The organism is Paenibacillus alvei DSM 29 (genome assembly GCF_000293805.1).
GTDB lineage: Bacteria > Bacillota > Bacilli > Paenibacillales > Paenibacillaceae > Paenibacillus_B > Paenibacillus_B alvei.
In genome coordinates, this window is record NZ_AMBZ01000007.1 from 274,972 (window position 1) to 295,695 (window position 20,724).

Genomic DNA, 20,724 nt, shown 5'->3' on the forward strand with positions numbered 1-20,724 from the left:
TAGATCACTTTAGAGGAAAAGGAAGTGACTGTATGGAGCAAGAGATTGATAAATATAAATCAGCTCTCAAAAAAGCTGCAGCTAAAATAGAAGAGCTGTCCACGATCATCCAAGATCAGAAGAGCAGCGAAGAAATTGCTGTAATCGGCTATTCATGTCGTTTTCCAGGTGATGCTTGGAATCCTGAAGGATATTGGCATGTAATGGCTAACAGGATGGATTCTGTTACAGAAATCAAACCGGATCGATTTGACTATCGTACCTATTACAGCGACAATCCTGAAGATGATGGGAAAATGATCACAAAAAACGCCTCATTTTTGCGGGATAACATAAAAGATTTTGATAATATTCATTTCGGCTTATCTGCCCTAGAAGCTGCTTCTATAGACCCTCAGCACCGGCTTTTATTGGAGGTTAGCTGGGAGGCACTAGAGAATTCAGCTTTGAATATAGAGGAGCTTAAGGGGAGCAGGACTGGTGTGTTTATTGGAATAAGCGCCTACGAATATGCCAACGCCGAATTGTATTCAGGCGATGCTTCCGATATTACGGCATACTCTACGGCCGGAGTCTCACTCAGTTCCGCAGCTGGTAGATTGTCGTATTTCTATGACTTCAAAGGGCCGGCCATCATCTGTGATACCGCTTGCTCTTCTTCCATTTCAGCTTTGAATATGGCCGTAGACAGCTTGCGGAATAATCAGTGCGACATGGCTATTGTCGGGGGCTCTAATCTATTGCTTACACCAGAGCCATTTATCGGACTTTCCAAATTCAGCGGTTTATCTAAGGATGGAAAATGCAGAGCATTTGATCATGAGGCAGATGGTTTTGGAAGAGGCGAGGGCTGTGGCGTCATCATACTTAAAAGATGCAAAGACGCTAAACAAGCAGGAAATGAAGTTGTGGCCCTGATCAAAAATGTAGTGATTGGACAAGATGGCAAGTCCAACGGCTTTACGGCTCCTAACGGGCTGTCTCAACAGGGCGTAATGAAACAGGCGCTGCAAAATGCCAAGTTAACGATCAATGATATCGATTATATTGAAACGCATGGAGCGGGAACGCCGCTAGGCGACTTGATCGAAATCCAGTCGTTATCGGAGGTTTTTAAGAATAAAAAGGCTCCTCTCCTGATCGGATCTGCCAAACCGAATATAGGGCATTTAGAAGCCGCGTCTGGAATGGCCTCGTTAATTAAAGTTATTATGTCAATCGAGCATAAGAAAATCTTGCCGAACATCTACTATAAAAACCCCAATAAGAACATTTCGTGGGGAAAAGTTAAGATCGCAGACGAACTCATGGCTTGGCATAAGCCTGAAGGAGTCAGAAGAGCTGGTATTAGTTCTTTTGGGTTTAGCGGCACCTTGGCGCATGTTATTCTTGAGGAGCCCCCTCTGCCGCAGAGCAAGGATGAGCAGTTGGATGAATTGCCATCACACCTGTTAACCTTGTCAGCCAAGAGTGAAAAGGCGCTAAAAGAATATGTGAGTATGATGAAGGAGCATCTGATAAAGAATACAGACTCTGTTGGAGATATTGCGTATACGACCAATATTAGCCGATCATTTTTAAACTACAGATTTGCGGCAGTCGGGAAAAGCAAAGAAGAATTAGTAGATAGAATGGAACTGGTGCTAAGCGGCGACATCGACCATGAGCTTCTTATCCAAAAGAGCACGGCCAAAGACAAGAAAATTGCCTTTTTATTTACAGGACAGGGCTCCATCTATGAAGCGATTGCAAGAGAGTTTTATACATTGTCCAGTACGTTTAAAGAAACGATGAATGTGTGCAATGAGAAGTTTAACTCCATACTTGGCCTATCCATACTTGATGGAATCTATGGGGAAGACCCGACCCTGCTCAGTAGACCGCTATATTCACAGGCGGCCATATTCTCGGTTGAGTATGCCTTAACGAAGCTGTGGGGTACGTTAGGTGTTAAGCCTGACGTCATCATTGGTCACAGCATAGGTGAGTATACAGCAGCCTGCTATGCAGGATTGCTTAGCCTAGATGATGTGATTCTAATGATTGCGCAGCGTGGAAAAATGATGGAATCGATTGATGTCGAAGGCAAGATGGTCGTCATCCTTACAAATGTGGAATACGTGCGAGCTGCATTGGAGGAGAGCGGATGCAAACATGTAACAATCGCTGCGATTAATGCTCCTGACAATGTTACGATCTCGGGCCGAAATGATGAGGTAGATCTCGTGATTGAAACGTTACAGGCCAAGCACAGAGTCTTTTATAATAAGCTCAATATTCCTCATCCCTATCACTCCATGTTAATGAAGGAATATGAAGGCATGTATGAGAAGGGCATCGGAGATATTACATTCTCAAGCTTACAGATACCGATGATATCCAGCATTACAGGAAGATTGGAAAATGAAGAGATGCTGGGCACAAGCAAGTATTGGGTAGAGCATCTATCAAAACCGGTTGATTTCCAGCGTGCAGTTCAAGAAGCAAAACGACTTGGCGTCGACATCTTTATTGAAATCGGTGGGGATGCAACCTTAAGTGTATTAGCCAACCAATGTCTGCATGATGATGATATCTTGTTTTTGCCTTCCATGAGAAGAGAAGCAGAGGATTATGCGCAATTCTTACTCTCTGTCTCAGCTCTGTTTAGGAATGGAATGGATTTGGATTGGAACACATTCTATAAATCTTATGCGAAAAGTAAAGTTAAGCTCCCCAATTATCCATTTCAAAAGAAGGAGCTTTGGCGCGAGGGAAGGAGAATGAAGCGCAACGACAGTGTCCCCATGCAAGTAACGGGAACAGCCAAGGACATAAAAGCAGTGCCTCAAACTTCACAGTATGTGCAGACTCCGCAGATTCCACAAAAGCCTCTAAGTCGCGACTTGCGGCCTAACCCAAAAGAAAAAATCAAATCGGAATTAAAAGAAATGATCATCATTTTAACAGGGCTAAAGATCGAAGAAATCGAGGATGATCTCAACCTGCTTACACTTGGCTTTGATTCTTTAGTACTCATTCAGCTCAATAAACAGATTTCGAATAAGTTTAATCTCTCGATTACTTTAAATGAGTTTTTTATCAACCTGGATACCGTTGAAAAGATAACCGAGCATATTAGCAAACATACCGATTGGGCCGAGGATGAAGACGAGAGCGTAACGGTTGCTGAGCGTGTGTCCGGCGAGCCGGTGAGTGAGATTCATGCTGAAGAGCAGATGAATAGCTTGAAGGCTGTAGGCAAGGAACAGCGTTACTCGTTAGGTTCGTTCAATGGTGTGGACGCCTTGCAGAGTATCTTTACTACGCAGATGCAAATTATGTCGGAGCAGCTGGCTGTTCTAAAGAATCTGACAAATCCAACAAATCCCGGACAGATGCAGCCGGCAGACAACAAGCTGCCAAGCTTGAAGCAGAACGAGGTCACTGTGAGCAGCCCAAAGTCTGCTCCGGTGGCGGTGGACACCAAAAGCCACTATGTCCCCTACAAAAAACTTGATTTAATTGATAGTGAAAATTTCAATGATTTGCAGCTTACCTATATTCGAAATATAGAGAAAAAGTATACAAGCTTTACTCCAAAATCAAAAGAGAACATCCAAAGATTCAGAAAAGTATATGCAAATAATCGAAATGTAGCGGGATTCAGGCCGATCATGAAGGAAATGATTTATCAGATTGTGGCTGACGCCGGACAGGGATCGAAGCTTCGCGATATTGATGGAAATAGCATTATTGATGTAACGATGGGCTTTGGCGTTAACTTGCTTGGACATAACCCGAGCTTTATCAATGAAGCATTGACGGAGGAGCTCCTCAGAGGAATGCCTCTAGGTCCAATGGGCAGGCTGGCCGGGACGGTTGCAGAACAAATCAGCCATTTAACAGGTGTCGAGAGGGTAGCTTTCTATAACTCGGGTACAGAAGCCAATATGGTCGCTGTACGAATTGCGCGTGCCAGCACGGGAAAGAAGAAAATCGTTACTTTTGCGGGCTCCTATCACGGCACATATGATGGCTTGCTTGGATTGTCCTCGATTGGAGAGGATGGAAGCCTGACAACGATCCCATTGGCACCAGGTATTATGGACAGCGTAGTTAGTGATTTAGTCATGTTGAATTACAATCAAGCAGCTTCCTTGGAATATATCAGGAATCACGCGAATGAGATAGCTGGTGTCTTAGTAGAAACGGTTCAAAGCCGAAGACCTGATGTTCAGCCCAAGGAATTTCTTCAGAAGTTAAGGCAAATCACGGAGGATAACGGGATAGCGCTTATATTCGACGAGATTATTACCGGCTTTCGAATTGATCCAGGAGGAGCCCAAGCGTATTTTGGCATCAAAGCTGATATCGTAACCTATGGAAAGGTCATTGGCGGCGGAATGCCTATCGGGGTTGTATCTGGCAAGTCAGCGTTTATGGACTGTATTGATGGAGGCATGTGGAGCTTTGGCGATACGTCAGTTCCGCCTTGTGAGCAAAAGAGAACCTTTGTGGCTGGAACCTTTTCGCATCATCCGTTGGCCATGGCCGCGGCTCACGCTACATTAACCTATATAACGGAAAATAAGGATACGCTTTATGACAGGCTGAATAAGAAAACCAATGATTTTGTGCATCGAGTCAACACCTATTTCGAAAATCAACATGTCCCTATAAAAGTAGTGAATTTTGGTTCCTTATTCCGATTTGTGTTTCGAGGAGATTTCGAAATCTTTTTCTTTGGTTTGCTGGAGAAGGGGGTATACGTCTGGGAAGGCCGGAATTGCTTCTTCTCAACCGAACACTCGGATGCGGATATCGATTATCTATTTGAAGCGATAAAAATGACTATTGAAGAGATGCGCCAAGCCGGATATTTTGGCGACTCTCCATGGAGCCAACACGAAAATCGAGAGATTCAAATTCAATCCTCTCAAAAGGAATTTCAGCAATCCATACTTCCTATGTCAATTATCCAGCAGCGTTTATTCACACTGAGCTCCATCGGCAAAGACGACCCCTACAATATGGTGACCGTCTTAAAGGTGAGAGGTGCACTGGATCGTCATCAATTCGAGACCGTACTCAATGAAATCGTGAGTCGTCATGAAAGCTTGCGAACACGCCTATTTGTTGAAGACGGGGAGTTTAAGCAAGAGATTCTTGAACAAGTGGATTTTAAAATTGAGGTTGTTAAAAAGGGCTTCCAAGAGGAACTGGATGATCTCATCGAACAATTCGTTACACCGTTTGACCTAGCGGAAGCTCCTTTGTTCAAGGTCATCTTGATTGATGAAGGAGCTTATGAAGGTACGTTGATTTTCAACTTTCATCATACGATAGCAGACGGAATCTCGATGAGCATCTTTGTGCAGGAATTTATGCGCTTATATGCGAATGAGCGTCTTTTGCCTGTGAATAAACAGTATAGAGATTTTGTTGAGTGGGAAACGCAGTATTTGGCGTCGAACGAGTGTAAGCACGGTGAACAATACTGGCTTACCAAATTATCCAGAGATATTAGCGTCCTGAAGCTCCCAGCCGATTATCCAGCCCCTGCAGATTCGGATTTTGCGGCCAATACCGTCCATATGAAACTTGGCTCAGAATTGGTTCGTGATTTGAAATCAGTGTCTGCCCGCCATCAATGCTCTTTATTTATGTTGCTGGCTGCAGCGTTTACTCTTTTACTGAAAAAATTAACCGGAAATGAAGAAATATGCATAGGCACCCCTGTTACCAACCGAGCAGAGGGTTCGTTTCATGACAGCATTGGTATGTTCACCAACACCATGGTATTGAAAAACAATCTGTCGGATAAGAAGACGTTCACAGCATTTTTAAAGGAAGTCAAACAAAATTGTTTAGAAGCCTATTCCCACATGTACTATCCGTTCAACTTTTTGGCAAGTTACATGAAAAAAGCGAAAAACAGCAGGGAAGGCTTCATTAATGTAAGGTTTGTCTATGAAAAAACGGATGAAAGAGTACTCGCGATCGATAATGTAGAAATTACACCTTATGCGTATAAAACGAAATTCTCCGATTTTGATTTTGTCATTGAAATTCTTGAGGAAAATGGCGTCTTTCACATGGGTATGACTTATAAAACATGCCTATTTAAAGAAGAGACGGTCGCGAGATGGGGGCAAGACTATAGCCGTATTTTAGAGTTCATCACCCATAACGATCATAACGATAACTCTGGCCTTACGCTCAAGGATATTGGGAATTTCGGACAAGAAGAAGCGGGAAAGCATACCTTGGATGGAAGGCCCGCTCGTGATGCATTGCCGGTGCTCTCAGGACGAGTCGGTGCTGTTGTAAGCAATGAGGCTCCGCGCAATGAGATCGAAGAGGAGATAGCAACGATCTGGAAAGTGACTTTGGGCTCAAATTCAATCGGCTTCAACGATGACTTCTTCCAAAAGGGTGGGGATTCGATTAAAGCTATCCAACTAATATCTCGAGCTAGAGCCAAAGGCTACATTTTCGAAGTTGATCATTTATACAAAAACCCCACGATCAAGCAGCTAGTAAACTGGATTGAGCAGCAGCGTATCAAGCATAGTGAGGAATCCTCAGCAGGGGAAGTAACGTTAACTCCGATTCAGAAATGGTTTTTTGAACAAGAACATACAGATCAACATCATTGGTGCCAAACTAAAATGCTGCACAGGGAAGCCGGCCTCCAGGCTGACATTGTAAAAAAGGTTTTTGATCAACTGCTCATCCATCATGATGCATTGCGAATGGTGTACAAGAATGATAACGGCAATGTCATGCAAGTCATTCGAGATACCGGTAAAAACCTGTATGACTTGCATGTATATGAGAGCATATCGGATCAAGAAGTTATCGGAACATGCAAGGAGATTCAAAGCAGCATGGAGCTCGAAAAAGGCCCGTTAGTTAGACTAGGCTTGTTCAGGACGAGTGCGGGAGATAAGTTATTCATTGCCATTCATGGTCTTGTCATTGATGAGATGTCTTGGCGTATCCTGCTCGAAGATTTCTCGAATGGCTATATACAGGCGGAAGAAGGATTAAGCATCGCTTTTGCCAAGAAAACGACATCCTTCAAGGATTGGTCAGAAAAACTTCATGAATCTGCAAACTCTTACCGTGTAAAAAGTCAGGCTGAATATTGGAAAAGCTTACATGAGACGAACCTCAAAAAATTGCCAAGGGAAAGAGGTAAACTTGCATGGAGTTGAACAAACAAGTTCAAGAGCTTGGTGTACAAGTTACCGGTGATTTGCTGGAAAGGCTCAACAAAGCCTATCGCACGGATTTTCTTGACATTTTACTAGCCGCCTTAGCCCTGACAATCCGTGATTGGACAAGAGAAGCGAACACGCTGATTAGCTTAATAAGCCAGGAGAGAGATGGATTGTTCCACGCTATGGATGTGAGCAGAACGGTAGGATGCTTCAGTTCACAATTTCCGGTTGTGCTCAAAGCTTACGATGATCTCGGTGATACAATCAAGCATACGAAAGACATGCTGCGGAAGATTCCCAATCAGGGAAGGTTCTATGGGGTCTTCAAGTACCTATCCAGTGAAGACTTTCACGATGTAACGCCTGAAATTAGCTTCAAATATGTAGGAAGAAGCGATCAAGCTGCAAGAGAAAATGGATTTGAGATCATAAATCATGGTTTCAATGACCACTCCTCCAGTTATCTTGCAAGCATCCATTCGTTGGATATGGAAGCCATACTCATTGCCGACCAAATAATGATCTCGATTTCCTATAGACAGGATGAGTTTTATCCAGGAACTGTCGAAAAGCTGCTGAGCGTATATCAAGATCACTTGATCCGTCTAATCGATCATTGTTCAGCCAAACAGGAAGCAGAAATCACCGTAACCGATATTACGCTAGAAGACATCACAATGGCAGAATTGCATGTATACAAGGATGAGCTTCACAATATTAAGAACATCTACCCTCTTGCGCCTATGCAAGAGGGTATGCTTTATCATGCTTTGTCGGATGAACAGGATACGTACATTAAATTGTCTTGTTTTCAGGTTGAAGGGCAAATCGATTTGGAAATGCTCGATCGGGCTTTTAACCTTGTTATCGACCGGCATGATATTTTAAGAACGACGTTTGACTATTCCGCATTCAAGCAAAATATGCAGGTGGTTTATAAAAAGCGAAGCGCAGCGGTTGAGTATATGGATATTACGAATCGTGGCGATGATCATGAAGCCTATTTGGAACAATTAATCAAGCAATATCGAACAAGACGCTTTGATTTAAGCAAGGATATGCTGCTGCGTATTGTGCTTGTTCGAATGCAGGAGAAAAGATACAGCATGATCTTTCATCTGCATCATATTTTGATGGACGGCTGGTGCAACAGCTTAATTCTCATCGAATTATTTCAAATTTATAATGAATTAAAGCTTGGCCTAAAGGCGAATCTGAACGAGGCAGTGCCGTATTCTGCTTATATCGACTGGTTGAAAAACAAAGATATCGTTGAGTCAAAAGCGTACTGGAAGGATTACTTGCAAGCATGCAAAGAAGTCACAAAGATGCCTTTTGAAAAAGAGAATAAAACAAATGAAGTTATGCTGAAAGAGAAGGCACTGGTTTGGGACAAAGAAAAAACGTCACACATCGTACGCCTTGCCCAGGAGAGTAGAGTAACAGTAAATACAATCGTTCAAAGCATATGGGCGATTCTCCTTAGCAAATACAACAATTCGGATGACATTGTATATGGTTATGTCGTATCAGGCAGAAATGCGGAAATCGAAGGCGTGGAAGTGATTCCAGGACTGTTTATTAATACAATCCCGCTTCGTGTGCGCTTTACAGACAACTTGCGATATCAAGATTTGGTGAAGCGCATAAGCAGCAATACACTGCAAAACGGCAAGCATGATTATGTAAGCCTCGCTGAAATTCAAAATCAGAGTGAAATGAAAAGCGATTTGATTAGCAGCCTCCTTGTATTTGAGAATTACCCGATTGATGAGAAGCAATTAAACGAAGAAATTTTGAAAAACAATGATTTAAAAATACTGAATTCCGTGTTTGTATTGCCTCATCAGCTTATTGAAGGATCGAATTATAACCTAACGCTAGTTGTGACTCAAGACGACAAGTTGACATTCAATTTCATCTATAAGGAGAACGCCTTGTTTGAAGCGGGGATTTCAAAGATCATTGGTGCGTTTAATGCTGTTGTTGATCAGATTTTGGAAAACATACAGATGCGCGTTAAGGAAGTCGAAATTATCGAGGACAGCGAGAAGCAGCAAATTCTCAATGTGTTCAATCAGACGCACAGCCATTATCCGAAGGATAAAACGATCGTTCAGCTGCTTGAAGAGCAAGCAGACAGGGTGCCGCAGCAAATCGCATTACGCTGCCAGGATGAACAGGTTACGTATCAAGAGCTCAATGAGAGAGCAAATCGTCTGGCCCATCGTTTAAGACAAAAGGGCGTAGGAAGAAATGTCTTGATTGGGATTATAGGAGAACGTTCGGTGGAGATGGTCATCGGCATTGTAGGTATCCTGAAGGCGGGCGGCGCTTATTTGCCTCTTGATCGGAAATATCCGGCAAAACGAATGAATACCCTGCTTGCAGATTCCAATACGGGAATTCTTCTGGCTCCATCCAATCACGGAGAGATGTTGCGACATCATATCGATAGCCATATCGACATCGTGCATATAGATCAAATCGCTGAAGAGCTGTCGGCTGCAAGCTGCAGCAATCCGCAGCAAGTGAACAGCCCCTCTGATTTGGCCTATGTCATGTATACCTCTGGCTCCACAGGAAAACCAAAAGGGGTTATCGTTGGGCATAGAAGTGTTGTGCGGCTTGTCAAAAACACAAACTACATTGAGTTTGCGGAAGGCGACCGGATTTTACAAACGGGGGCAATGGTTTTTGATGCATCTACATTTGAGATCTGGGGGGCCTTGCTGAACGGAAGCGGCTTGGTCTTAGTTGACGAGCATATCCTCTTACATGCAGAACGATTAGGGCAGGAAATAAGGAATAACCAAATTACAACGATGTGGCTGACCTCGCCATTGTTGAACCAATTGGTTCAACAGGACGTGACGATTTTTGCAGGGCTGAAAAACTTAGTGGTGGGTGGAGATGCACTGTCTTGGGAGCATGTCAATCAAGTAAGAAAGGCTCATCAGAGCCTGAAGCTGATTAATGGATATGGCCCAACAGAAAATACAACCTTCTCGACCTATTATGTCATTAAGGAAGAGTTCGACAGATCTATCCCGATTGGAAAAGCGATCAGCAATTCAAAAGCATACATCGTCGATCGTCATAACTATTTACAGCCTATTGGGGTAGCGGGCGAACTATGCGTTGCCGGAGACGGGCTAGCCCAGGGGTATTTGAACAATGCAGAATTAACCGAAGCAAAATTTGTTCCGAACCCGTTTGAAGCGGGTACACGGATGTATAAGACGGGAGACTTGGCCCGATGGCTGCCTGATGGGAATATAGAATACTTGGGCCGGATCGATGAACAGGTCAAAATTCGAGGCTTCCGCATCGAGCCAAGCGAAATCGCCCAGCGTTTGATGCTGTATGAGGAGATCCAGGATGCAATCGTTGTGGCACGGACAGGAGAAGACAGACAGGCGTACTTGTGTGCGTATTTCGTCAGCGAGACGGCATTATCTGTTTCGGCGCTGCGTGATCATGTAGCTGCATCGCTGCCGAGCTACATGATTCCATCGCACTTCGTACAAATGGATCGGTTGCCGTTAACCCCTAACGGGAAAGTAGACCGTAAGGCGCTGCCGGAACCAGATGGTGAAGTTGATTCAGGAGTAGAATATGTAGCGCCCCGAAATGACATGGAAAAATCAATTGCACAGGTGTGGGAAAAGGTATTAGGTGTAAAGAATGTTGGTCGTAATGACGAGTTTTTCGCCCTGGGCGGAGATTCTATTAAAGCGATTCAAGCGATCTCTCAAATGAACAATAGAGGCTATACGTTTGAGATTAAAGACTTAATGAATAACCCTAGAATGAAAGACTTAATCGTTCATATCAAGGATACGAAGAAAGCCGTCGATCAGAGTGAGGTATCAGGCGAGATCGAGCTGACACCGATTCACAAATGGTTTTTAGAGCAAGAACATCTCAATCAGGATCATTTCAATCAGGATCTGATGTTGTTCCGACAGGAAGGCTTTAGAGTAGACCGAATCGAACGAGCTTTTGATCAAATTGTGCAGCATCATGATCTGTTAAGAGCCGTATATGTCGACCATACATTTATAAACAGAGAAGTAACCAATAAATTGTATGATTTTCATATTTATGAGCTCAGGGGTAAACCTATTGCGGATGACTATATAACAAGCTTATGCACCGAACTCCAAGCAAGCATGAACTTAGCGAAGGGCCCACTTGTGAAAATAGGGCTGTTTAAAACGGACAAGGGCGACTACTTGCTTATAGCCATTCATCATATGGTAGTCGATGCTGTGTCATGGAGAATCATAATAGAGGATTTTGACTTGCTTTATAACGAACCAGAACAGAAACTGCCTTTAAAAACGACCTCCTTCCAAGAATGGGCTTCCAAGCAAAAACAATATGCTAGCGGATATGCATTGCAAAATGAACGCAATTACTGGAACAGTCTCAGCGAATGGGAATTGAAAGAACTTTACAAGGATTATGACCCCTCCAATATTGATAACGCTAAGATCATACAAAAGACAATCGAACTGGATAAGGCCTATACCGAAAAATTATTAACCAAAGTAAATAAGGCCTATTCAACGGAAATCAATGATATCCTTCTGTCGGCCTTGACCTACACGATAGCAGACTTCAACCAAACCGATCGAATTCTCATTAATCTGGAATCGCACGGAAGAGAACAAATTATTGATGAGGTGGACATTACAAGGACAGTTGGCTGGTTCACCAGTCAGTATCCGGTGGTTCTGCGCGCCAAAGATCATGTAGCGGACGTAATTAAAGATACAAAGGATACCTTGAGACGAATCCCTCATAAAGGGATAGGTTATGGAATTTTGAAATATTTGTCCCCATTTGAATGGAAGGCAATGCGTAAACCGGACATCAGCTTTAACTATTTGGGGCAGTTCGACGAGAATATATCAAGTGCGAGCTTTATATTATCAGATATTTCTCCGGGAGATTCAGTGAGTAAAGAGAGTAGCAGATTGTATCCTCTGAACATGTCAGCTATGGTGCTCCATAAACAATTTCGTCTGACCTTGAGCTATATCAGGGAAGAGTTTAACGATGATACGATTGAAAGATTGTTACAGCGCTATATGGATAGCCTTACTTGGATCATTGATCATTGCATATCCCAGGATCATGTAGAAATAACCGCTTCGGATCTTACCGATGAGCACATATCTTGGGACGAAATTACTCAGAACATCGAGCAAATCGAAAATGTGAAACGAATCTACCCGCTTACCCCGATGCAGGAGGGGCTTCTATTCCATTCGATGGCGGATAAAGGCGAATATTATCATGTCAATATGGAGCTTAGAGTGATCGGTGAACTAAACAAGGAATTATTTAACCAGAGCTTTAGGGAACTCATCGCCCGCCATGACGTCTTTCGCACGAATTTTGACAGCAGCAGTTTTAAAGAAAACATGCAGATCGTTTACAAATCCAGAGAAGCTGAATTTACGTACCTTGATATTAGAGACCTGGGGATTGAAAAGGAAGCGTATATCGAGCAGCTTGTTTTGGAGGATCGGAAAAGAGGGTTTGATTTATCGAAAGATATCCTCATTAGACTTTTTGTAGTGAGGATGAACGAGCGGCAGTAACCGAAGGAAAGCCGCAAGAGGTCATTCTTAGCCTTGATCAAGACATTACCAAACAAATCGAAAATGTGGCGAAACAAAATAACGTAACGATTAATACGATCTTCCAGAGTGTATGGGCGATTCAGCTTCAAAGATACAATCATGTGGATGATGTCGTGTTCGGATTTATTGTATCAGGCAGGACGACTCAAATAAACGGCATTGATGAAATGGTTGGCTTGTTTATCAACACCATTCCATTGCGAGTGAATACTACTCAAGAGAAAAGATATAGCGAAGTGCTGCAGAAAATAACGACGGATTTCCATGATTGCGAGCCTTATCAATACTGTTCGATCGCTGAAGTTCAAAACCTTACTGAGGTTGGTACTGGTCTCATCAACGGGCTGATGGTCTTTGAAAATTATCCGATCGATCAAGATATGATTCCTAAGGATATCCAGGATCAGGTGAATCTCCACATTCGGTCGGCCCGAATATTTGAGGAAACGAACTACAGCTTCAATATCAAAGTCATTCCCGGAGACGAACTGCTTGTCAAATTCACTTACAATGATGGGGTTTATGAAGAAGAGGAAGTCAACAAAATCAAAGGTCACTTCTCCCATATTTTAAATCAGGTCATTGCCAATCCAAATATAAGCATTGATGAGATTGAGATTGTTGGAGCTGACGAGAGAAACAAGGTGTTGGATGGTTTTAATGACACCTATATGGATGTTCCAACAGAGGGTACAATTCACGGTCTCTTTGAAGATCAAGTTATGAGAAACCCGGAGAAAGCCGCAGTACGATGCGGTGAGGATACCCTAAGCTACGGGGAACTAAATCAGAGAGCAAATGCGTTGGCCAAGCTACTCAGGGATAAAGGCATAAGTGTGGATTCCATTGTACCCATCATGATTGATCGCTCCATCGATATGGTCATCGGCATACTTGCCATTTTAAAGGCAGGCGCAGCTTATCTTCCTATTGACGCGAATTATCCTGAAGATCGAATCAATTATATGTTAGAAGATAGTAAAGCAGCAATTATGCTTTCCACCCATACCCTTACGCAAATGAGAACACTTGAGATCAATGAAGTTATTGATTTAGAAAAAGAGAGACTGTATGCGAGTTCTGTTGAACAAATCGATAATATCAACAGTGCCAATGATTTGGCCTACGTAATCTATACCTCGGGAACGACTGGAAAGCCTAAAGGGGTTATGGTGGAGCATAAAGGTGTCATCAACTTGAAGCATTGGTTTGAACGTGATCTGGGAATTGGCAACGATGAACATATCCTGCAATTTGCAAGTGTCGCATTTGATGCGTTCTCATGGGAACTGTGTATGGCGTTATTGCTTGGCAATACACTTTGTATACCGGATAGAGAAGTACTGCTCAATGCTGATTTGTTCAACGAATATATGAGAATGCACGCGATTACAACGATAACCATACCCCCATTTGTAGCGGCAAATGTCGAGGCATTGAATGGATTGAAGCGGGTGATTACCGCAGGAAGTGAACTGAAAGTTGAACAAATCGCACACCTGCTTGGAAACGTAGAGGTTATCAACGCATATGGCCCGACGGAAGATACCGTATGTACAACCGCATGCAGGCTGTCCCAGGAGAATCATGCAAAAATATCGATCGGAACGCCTATTAAAAATCATCGAGTATGGATACTGGATAATCATAATAAACTGGTGCCAACGGGTGTATCCGGTGAACTGTGCATTGCAGGTGTGGGTGTAGCAAGAGGATACCTGAACAATAAGGAGCTGACGAAAGTAAAATTTATAAATAATCCTTATCAGCCAGGAGAGATTCTCTACAGAACAGGAGATCTAGCGAAATGGCTGCCTGATGGGGACATCGAATATAGGGGAAGAATCGACCATCAGGTCAAAATTAGAGGATATCGAATTGAAATAGGCGAGATCGAACAGAATCTGTTACAGATTCCAGAGGTGTCTCAGGTTGCGATCTTTGATAAGGAAATGGACGGTACGAAGTATCTTTGTGCCTATTACGTAGCGGAGAAGGAGATTGCCGTCCATACGTTACGGGAATCGTTGGGCAAGAAATTGCCTTCTTATATGATTCCCGCATACTTCGTGAGAATGGAATCATTACCGTTTACTTTGAATGGTAAAGTTGATCGAAAGCGACTGCCTGAACTAGAGGACATCATTAAGACGGCGGCTCATTATGAGGAAGCCGAAAATGAGATTGAGAATCTCATGATCAACATTTGCAAAAATGTATTAGGATTGCAGCAATTGGGCGTGAAGGACAATTTATTCGAAGTAGGCGCAGATTCGCTACGAATTGCAAAGATATACAAAGAGTTAAAAAAGGCAGATATCGATATATCCATTAAAGATTTTTTCTATTATGAAAATATACGTAACATCTATAAAAGCTGGGCGAGCAAAGGAATGGATTTCGAGGAAGAAGTTCTTGATAGCAAGGAGCTTGCTTCCCTCAACTTCACGCAATGGAAGCAAGCTTTAACTGACCAACTCAAAGGATTTGACCGTGCGATTATAAGTAATAACGAGAGTACGAGGGTTTATCCACTATCAGCGATGCAGAAAATCATTCTGGATGCCAATCAAATGTATAGCGGGGCAATCATAGATTTTAACCATAAAGTCAATGTGGAGCTGCTGAAAAAGAGCATGGAGTGTGTCAATAACGAACAAAGTGTATTGAGAAGTGTTCTAATTGCATCCGATGATCAACCTATGATCCGAGCGTATGGTGTAGTTCAAGGCATTGAAATTCCGTATTTGAACTTGGAGCATGCAAGCGAAGCACTGAAAGAAAATGCTCTGGCTTACATCCATCAGCTTTATGGAGAACAGGTAGAACGTACAAAGCTTTATAACAAATTGCTGTATCATATGATCATGATCAAATTGTCTGATCGTCACTATAAGGTTTACATGCCATGTAACCATCTAATCTTTGATGCGATGAGCTCCGAAATCATCCAAGCCAGTATACGTCAAGCCTATGCGAACAATGGGGAACTAAGAGGACAACACAACCTGCAATATGAGCATTATGTACAAGAACAGTTGAAAGGGCCTCAAGGAGTTACGGAAAAGGAACTGATGGAGAGGTTTAAACTAAACGAATTCCAGGACAGCTTCAGTCAATATTTTAAAAAATATAAGGAAGCATCATTGATAAATACAACGATCGCCATTCCGTTGACAGAAGAAATTCGCGAGTCTGTACAAGATAGGCCGTGGGATTTTTCCTTGAAGGTGTTTTTGAAAACGGCAGAGGTTGCTTTTGAGCTTGAGAGGGTACCGTTTGCACTTATGCATACAGGAAGAAAATATGGGTCACATAATTATCACCATACAATCGGTGCGTTTATTGATATTCTGCCTTTAAGCTCATCCAGGGATCAACATATTGCTTTTGAAGAAATAAAAGATCTGATTCGTTTTGCAAATGAGAAAAATATTCATTTTACCGCATTGCTGTCCCATGAAGAACCGAAGAACAAGTTTAAAAAGGTGAGGCGTGCTTTAAAAGATATCTACAGCTCCGAAACAATAACAATTCCGATCTTTAACTATTTGGGTCACTATGATTCCCAATCTTCTGAGATGAAGGATGAGCTAACTGGCATTAAGGAGATGTACCGTAATAAGACGGAGAGATTATCTACGGAGATCGCTATTTCCATACAAGAGGATGAACTTAAGATTAAGCTGTTTTGTGAGGAGCATCAACTCATTAGGATTACAAAAGAGCTCCATAACTTTATGAATAACATCAATGAATTGCTCTTTATTTGAGACATGTATGGAGCAATGATGTAGAATCGCACCTTATATAAATATCGTTTGCTATTGTATGAGTTTTACCGACCCCTGATATATCGCCGCTATGCCGATAAAAATGAACAGTCAGCGTAGCAGCGATATGTCTGTGGGATTCTTTTGGTTTTACATGTTGAGAAAAGGGAATCAATTAGGTCGATCAATCGAAAAGATTTCACCTAACTTGGAATAGCTGTTGCCAGCTAGTCGGCTAACAGGCTTTAATTGCTGCGCATCGATTCGACCTCTCTCATACAATTCATCCGCAATGTGAAAGCATACGATTTCCCCGATAATTAGATCGCATGCTGGAGACGAAGGAGTGCCACCGAGAGAAAGTGATTGCTTTAACGTACACTCCATGCGGATTTTGGCTTCAGCAATCCCCGGAACCTTAATCTTGGCGCTCGGGATAGAAGTAAGATGAGCTAACTCCACTTCGCTTTCATCGGGCGGAAGATTAGCCGCCGTCATATTGATTGCCTCGATATAATCCTCATCCGATATATGAACAACAAACGAACCTGTTTCCATGATATTTTTTGAAGTATCTTTGCGCACGCCCTTTTTCCTTTGAACGGATACAGAGACCATGGGCGGATCGGCAGAGACGATATTGAAATAGCTATAAGGTGCGGCATTTAATACGCCTTCAGCTGACAATGTTGTAATGAACGCGATTGGTCTCGGGAGGATACTGCCGATGAGCAGTTTATAATTATCCCGCTCGGTTTGTTCCTCCGGATAAATGGTTAGCATGGGCTCACCCCTGATTGATATGGCTTTGTAACCAAGATGCGGCTGCATGAACCTCGGAATGTGTTAATTGATGGCCATGCTGCTCCCAATGGACGGTAACACGTGCACCCGCTTGGGTTAACAGCGACTGCAGTTCTTCAGTCTCTTGCGGTGCGCAAATCGGATCGTTCGTTCCTGCACCGATAAATACAGGCGAACCGGCAAGGTCGGGCAGTTTCAGCCCGCGACGCGGAACCATAGGGTGATGCAATATTGCTCCTCTTAGAGAACCTTTGTAGTGAAATAAGAGGCTTCCGGCAATATTGGCTCCATTGGAGTAACCAACCGCAATGAAGTTGCTGCGATCAAGCTCATACTTAGTTGCCGCCTCATTCAGAAATTCATTCAGCTCATTGGTTCTAAAGATAAGATCCTCTTCATCAAAGACTCCCTCGCTTAATCTGCGGAAAAAGCGCGGCATGCCGTGCTCTAGTACGTTCCCTCTAACGCTTAGCACGGATGACTCCGGCGATACGATTTGCGCTATCGGAAGCAAATCATGCTCAGTTCCGCCAGTTCCGTGGAGCAAGACAAGCGTAGGCTTTGAAGGATCCGTGCCTTTTTGGAAAATATGCTGCATGATTTATTTACCCTCCAATTCACGTACCTGGATAGGCGGCAGGAGCTTCTCGATTTGCGCCCGATGCGGTTCATATTGTGCAGGAAGCTTCAATTCCTTACCAAGCTCTTCAAATGCTTCGTCCCGGGTGAATCCTGGAGGATCGGTAGCAATTTCGAATAAGATTTCTCCCTGCTCACGGAAATAAATCGCATTGAAATATTGACGATCGACGATCGGAGTTGGGTGATATCCGGATTGTCCGATATGCTCTCTCCATTCCTCATGATCCTCAAAGTCTTTGGCGCGCCATGCGATATGGTGCACGGTACCGTATCCTCCCGACCCGCGTTCCATTGGTGCAATATTAATATCAATCACATTCCCCAGATCGGCGCTTCCTTTGAAACGCATCCAGTCTCCTTCTTGTCCAATCATTTCGAGTCCCATCACGTTCTCAAGCAATTCAGAGGTTGCCTTCGGATGAGTACTATACAATACGGCTCCTCCGAAACCTTTAATGGCCTTGTCTACCGGTATTCCTCCAAAAGACCATTTGCTATTCGGGCCATCCTCTCGCGCCACGATTTCGAGCTGCAGCCCGTCATGATCCGAGAATTGCAAGAATTGTTCACCGAATCTTTCTTCTCGGGTAATTTGCACACCGAAATGTTGTAATCGCGTTTCCCAGAAGTCCATTGAGCCCGTAGGCACGACAAACGTAGTCACTCCTACTTGTCCACCGCCGATGCGGCCTTTCCGTCCAGTTTCCCAAGGGAAAAATGTCATAATCGTCCCGGGACTTCCGTTTTCATTGCCGAAATAAAAATGATATACCTCAGGCGCATCGAAATTGACAGTCTTTTTTACAAGACGAATACCTAGTATCCCTGCATAAAAATCGATGTTTTCCTGCGCATTTCTAGCAAATGCCGTGATGTGATGGATACCTGTTGTATGTTTCTTCATGATAATTGCTCCTTTTGCATTTATTTTTATTGTTTCCCATAAACTCATTTTCAATTTAGAAGACCTTTGTATTGGATAACTGCTCTCCCTTCCTGTTAATTATTAATAATAAGCTGCTTTATAAAAGTTAGTATAACACAAATTATCTCGAAATCAAGATATTAAGAGGTAAGGAAGCAGAATACTATAATGAATGTGGAATATGAGACAAGAAGCGGGTAATAAAATGGATTGGAATCCTAAGATTGAGAGGATGATTCATATGTGGAGATACCCTAATAATTGGATACCAACCAAACCGCTCGAGGAAATGGCCAATTCGGAATATGACGTTCTTATCGTCGGGAGTGGCGCAGGTGGAGGAGCAATGCTATATAGATTATGTGAATTATGGAAAAACCAAGGGGCAAAGAGAATTGGCATTCTTGAAAAAGGGGATAAATTATTTCATTCGCATGCATTGAATATCCCTACTATGAATGTCGACCGCATGCGTGATCAGTTATGGCCCGATAATTCTACTCCTATTGGGGAGCGACTTCCGGAATTTTCGGGTGCCAGATTAACGTTTGCCCTTGGCGGGAGGACATTGTTTTGGAATGCTGCTTGTCCTCGTCCTGCAGAGTTTCAACTCCAATCCTGGCCTGTTCATCCAGTTGAATTGGATGTATATTTTAGGATTGCCGAGCGTGTATTGCATTGCACTACATCTTATGCCGATGGTTCTACCATGCAAAGGATTCTCATGAATCGGCTTCTTGCAGGAGGTGTACTAGAAGCAACTGATATGCCGCTTGCCATTGATATGACAGGCCCGCGAATGGGGGAAATTCATTCGAATGCATGGTTTAGTTCCATTCATTTTCTTGCATATGCCCTAAATAACAAACCTTATGATCTTGCAGTGAATGCCTATACGACCCGTGTACTCCTCGAAAATGGAAAAGCATCAGGCGTTCATGTAATGTCCCCAGATAAAAGAACGCATACCATTCGAGCAAAAAACGTTGTTATATCTGCAAGTACGTTGGAAACGCCGCGCATTTTGCTCAATTCGGGCATACAAGGAGCGGCAATCGGACGTTATTTAACCAACCATTCATTTGTATTGGGAACGGGTAAAATAAGCCGCAGGCAGTTCCCTGATAATATTGGCAACCTGGCAATATTAAAGCGTGAAACAAGAGAATCTCCGTATCAAATACAAATCTTAGGTCCCAATCAATTTTTTTCATACCAGCAATTTGAGGAAAAAGTGCTCCCCGATCAGGTGAGTGTCGTATATGCTGCTTTCGGTTTAGTCGAGTCAAGGCCAGAGAATCGAGTTTATTTAGACCCTACTCTTCGAGACGAATACGGTGTGCCTTTGAACCAAGTTCATTTTTCATATAGCAACAAGGATTATACGGTAATCCATCAAATGCGTGATGGCATTATTCGATCGGCGAATGCAATGGGAGTAACTTTAGATGGGGAGCCTGCCTTATTACCGCCAGGAAGCGATGTTCATGAATCTTGCACGTGTCGAATGGGAACTGACCCAGCTACCTCGGCAACGAATCGTATTGGAGAAATTCATGGAGTTCCCGGTCTCTATGTTGCTGATAACAGCGTAATACCCATTCTTGCTGCAGCGAATCCGACGAATTCTACAGTTGCTTTAGCAATACGAACAGCCGATCATATCGTACGTACTAGTACGTAAGGAGAGTATGAAACAGGAAGAAGTAGGTGAA

Annotated in this window: 7 protein-coding genes; 4 read left to right on the forward strand and 3 right to left on the reverse strand. The window is 43.1% G+C overall.

Going from position 1 to position 20,724, the window contains the following annotated elements:
- Positions 1-32: 32 nt before the first annotated feature.
- The 3 genes from PAV_RS22530 to PAV_RS32625 are packed head-to-tail and all read left to right on the forward strand — an operon-like array spanning position 33 to position 16,638.
- Positions 33-7,202: a type I polyketide synthase gene (locus tag PAV_RS22530; protein ID WP_005550083.1), complete on the forward strand. Its 7,170-nt coding sequence runs from the start codon at positions 33-35 to the stop codon at positions 7,200-7,202.
- Entirely contained in the window at positions 7,193-12,823 is a 5,631-nt protein-coding gene (locus tag PAV_RS22535; protein WP_005550085.1) for a non-ribosomal peptide synthetase, read from the forward strand. Before PAV_RS22530 ends, PAV_RS22535 begins: the two co-directional genes overlap by 10 nt.
- A gap of 44 nt (positions 12,824-12,867) precedes the next feature.
- On the forward strand, positions 12,868-16,638 hold the full coding sequence (locus tag PAV_RS32625; protein ID WP_238555899.1) for an amino acid adenylation domain-containing protein: 3,771 nt from the start codon (positions 12,868-12,870) through the stop codon (positions 16,636-16,638).
- A 171-nt stretch (positions 16,639-16,809) separates the two neighbouring features.
- On the opposite strand, the gene PAV_RS22545 is transcribed toward PAV_RS32625, so the two are convergent.
- Genes PAV_RS22545 through PAV_RS22555 form a run of 3 tightly spaced genes read right to left on the reverse strand, consistent with a single transcriptional unit; the run spans position 16,810 to position 18,988 of the window.
- Positions 16,810-17,421, reverse strand: a complete 612-nt coding sequence (locus PAV_RS22545) for a flavin reductase family protein (protein WP_005550088.1) — start codon at positions 17,419-17,421, stop codon at positions 16,810-16,812.
- A 4-nt stretch (positions 17,422-17,425) separates the two neighbouring features.
- Positions 17,426-18,040, reverse strand: a complete 615-nt coding sequence (locus tag PAV_RS22550) for an alpha/beta hydrolase (protein ID WP_005550089.1) — start codon at positions 18,038-18,040, stop codon at positions 17,426-17,428.
- A gap of 3 nt (positions 18,041-18,043) precedes the next feature.
- Positions 18,044-18,988 (reverse strand): ring-cleaving dioxygenase, encoded by a 945-nt coding sequence (locus PAV_RS22555; RefSeq protein WP_005550090.1) that lies wholly within the window; start codon positions 18,986-18,988, stop codon positions 18,044-18,046.
- 262 nt (positions 18,989-19,250) lie between these two features.
- Between PAV_RS22555 and PAV_RS22560 the strand changes: the two genes are divergently transcribed.
- Complete coding sequence (locus PAV_RS22560) at positions 19,251-20,693, forward strand: GMC oxidoreductase (RefSeq protein ID WP_005550091.1); 1,443 nt, start codon at positions 19,251-19,253, stop codon at positions 20,691-20,693.
- Positions 20,694-20,724 lie beyond the last annotated feature (31 nt).

Coding starts and splice junctions, on each gene's coding strand:
- PAV_RS22560 (WP_005550091.1), top strand. CDS start 19,251: ATGTGGAGATACCCTAATAATTGGATACCAACCAAACCGCTCGAGGAA.
- PAV_RS22535 (WP_005550085.1), top strand. CDS start 7,193: ATGGAGTTGAACAAACAAGTTCAAGAGCTTGGTGTACAAGTTACCGGT.
- PAV_RS22555 (WP_005550090.1), bottom strand. CDS start 18,988: ATGAAGAAACATACAACAGGTATCCATCACATCACGGCATTTGCTAGA.
- PAV_RS22530 (WP_005550083.1), top strand. CDS start 33: ATGGAGCAAGAGATTGATAAATATAAATCAGCTCTCAAAAAAGCTGCA.
- PAV_RS22545 (WP_005550088.1), bottom strand. CDS start 17,421: ATGCTAACCATTTATCCGGAGGAACAAACCGAGCGGGATAATTATAAA.
- PAV_RS22550 (WP_005550089.1), bottom strand. CDS start 18,040: ATGCAGCATATTTTCCAAAAAGGCACGGATCCTTCAAAGCCTACGCTT.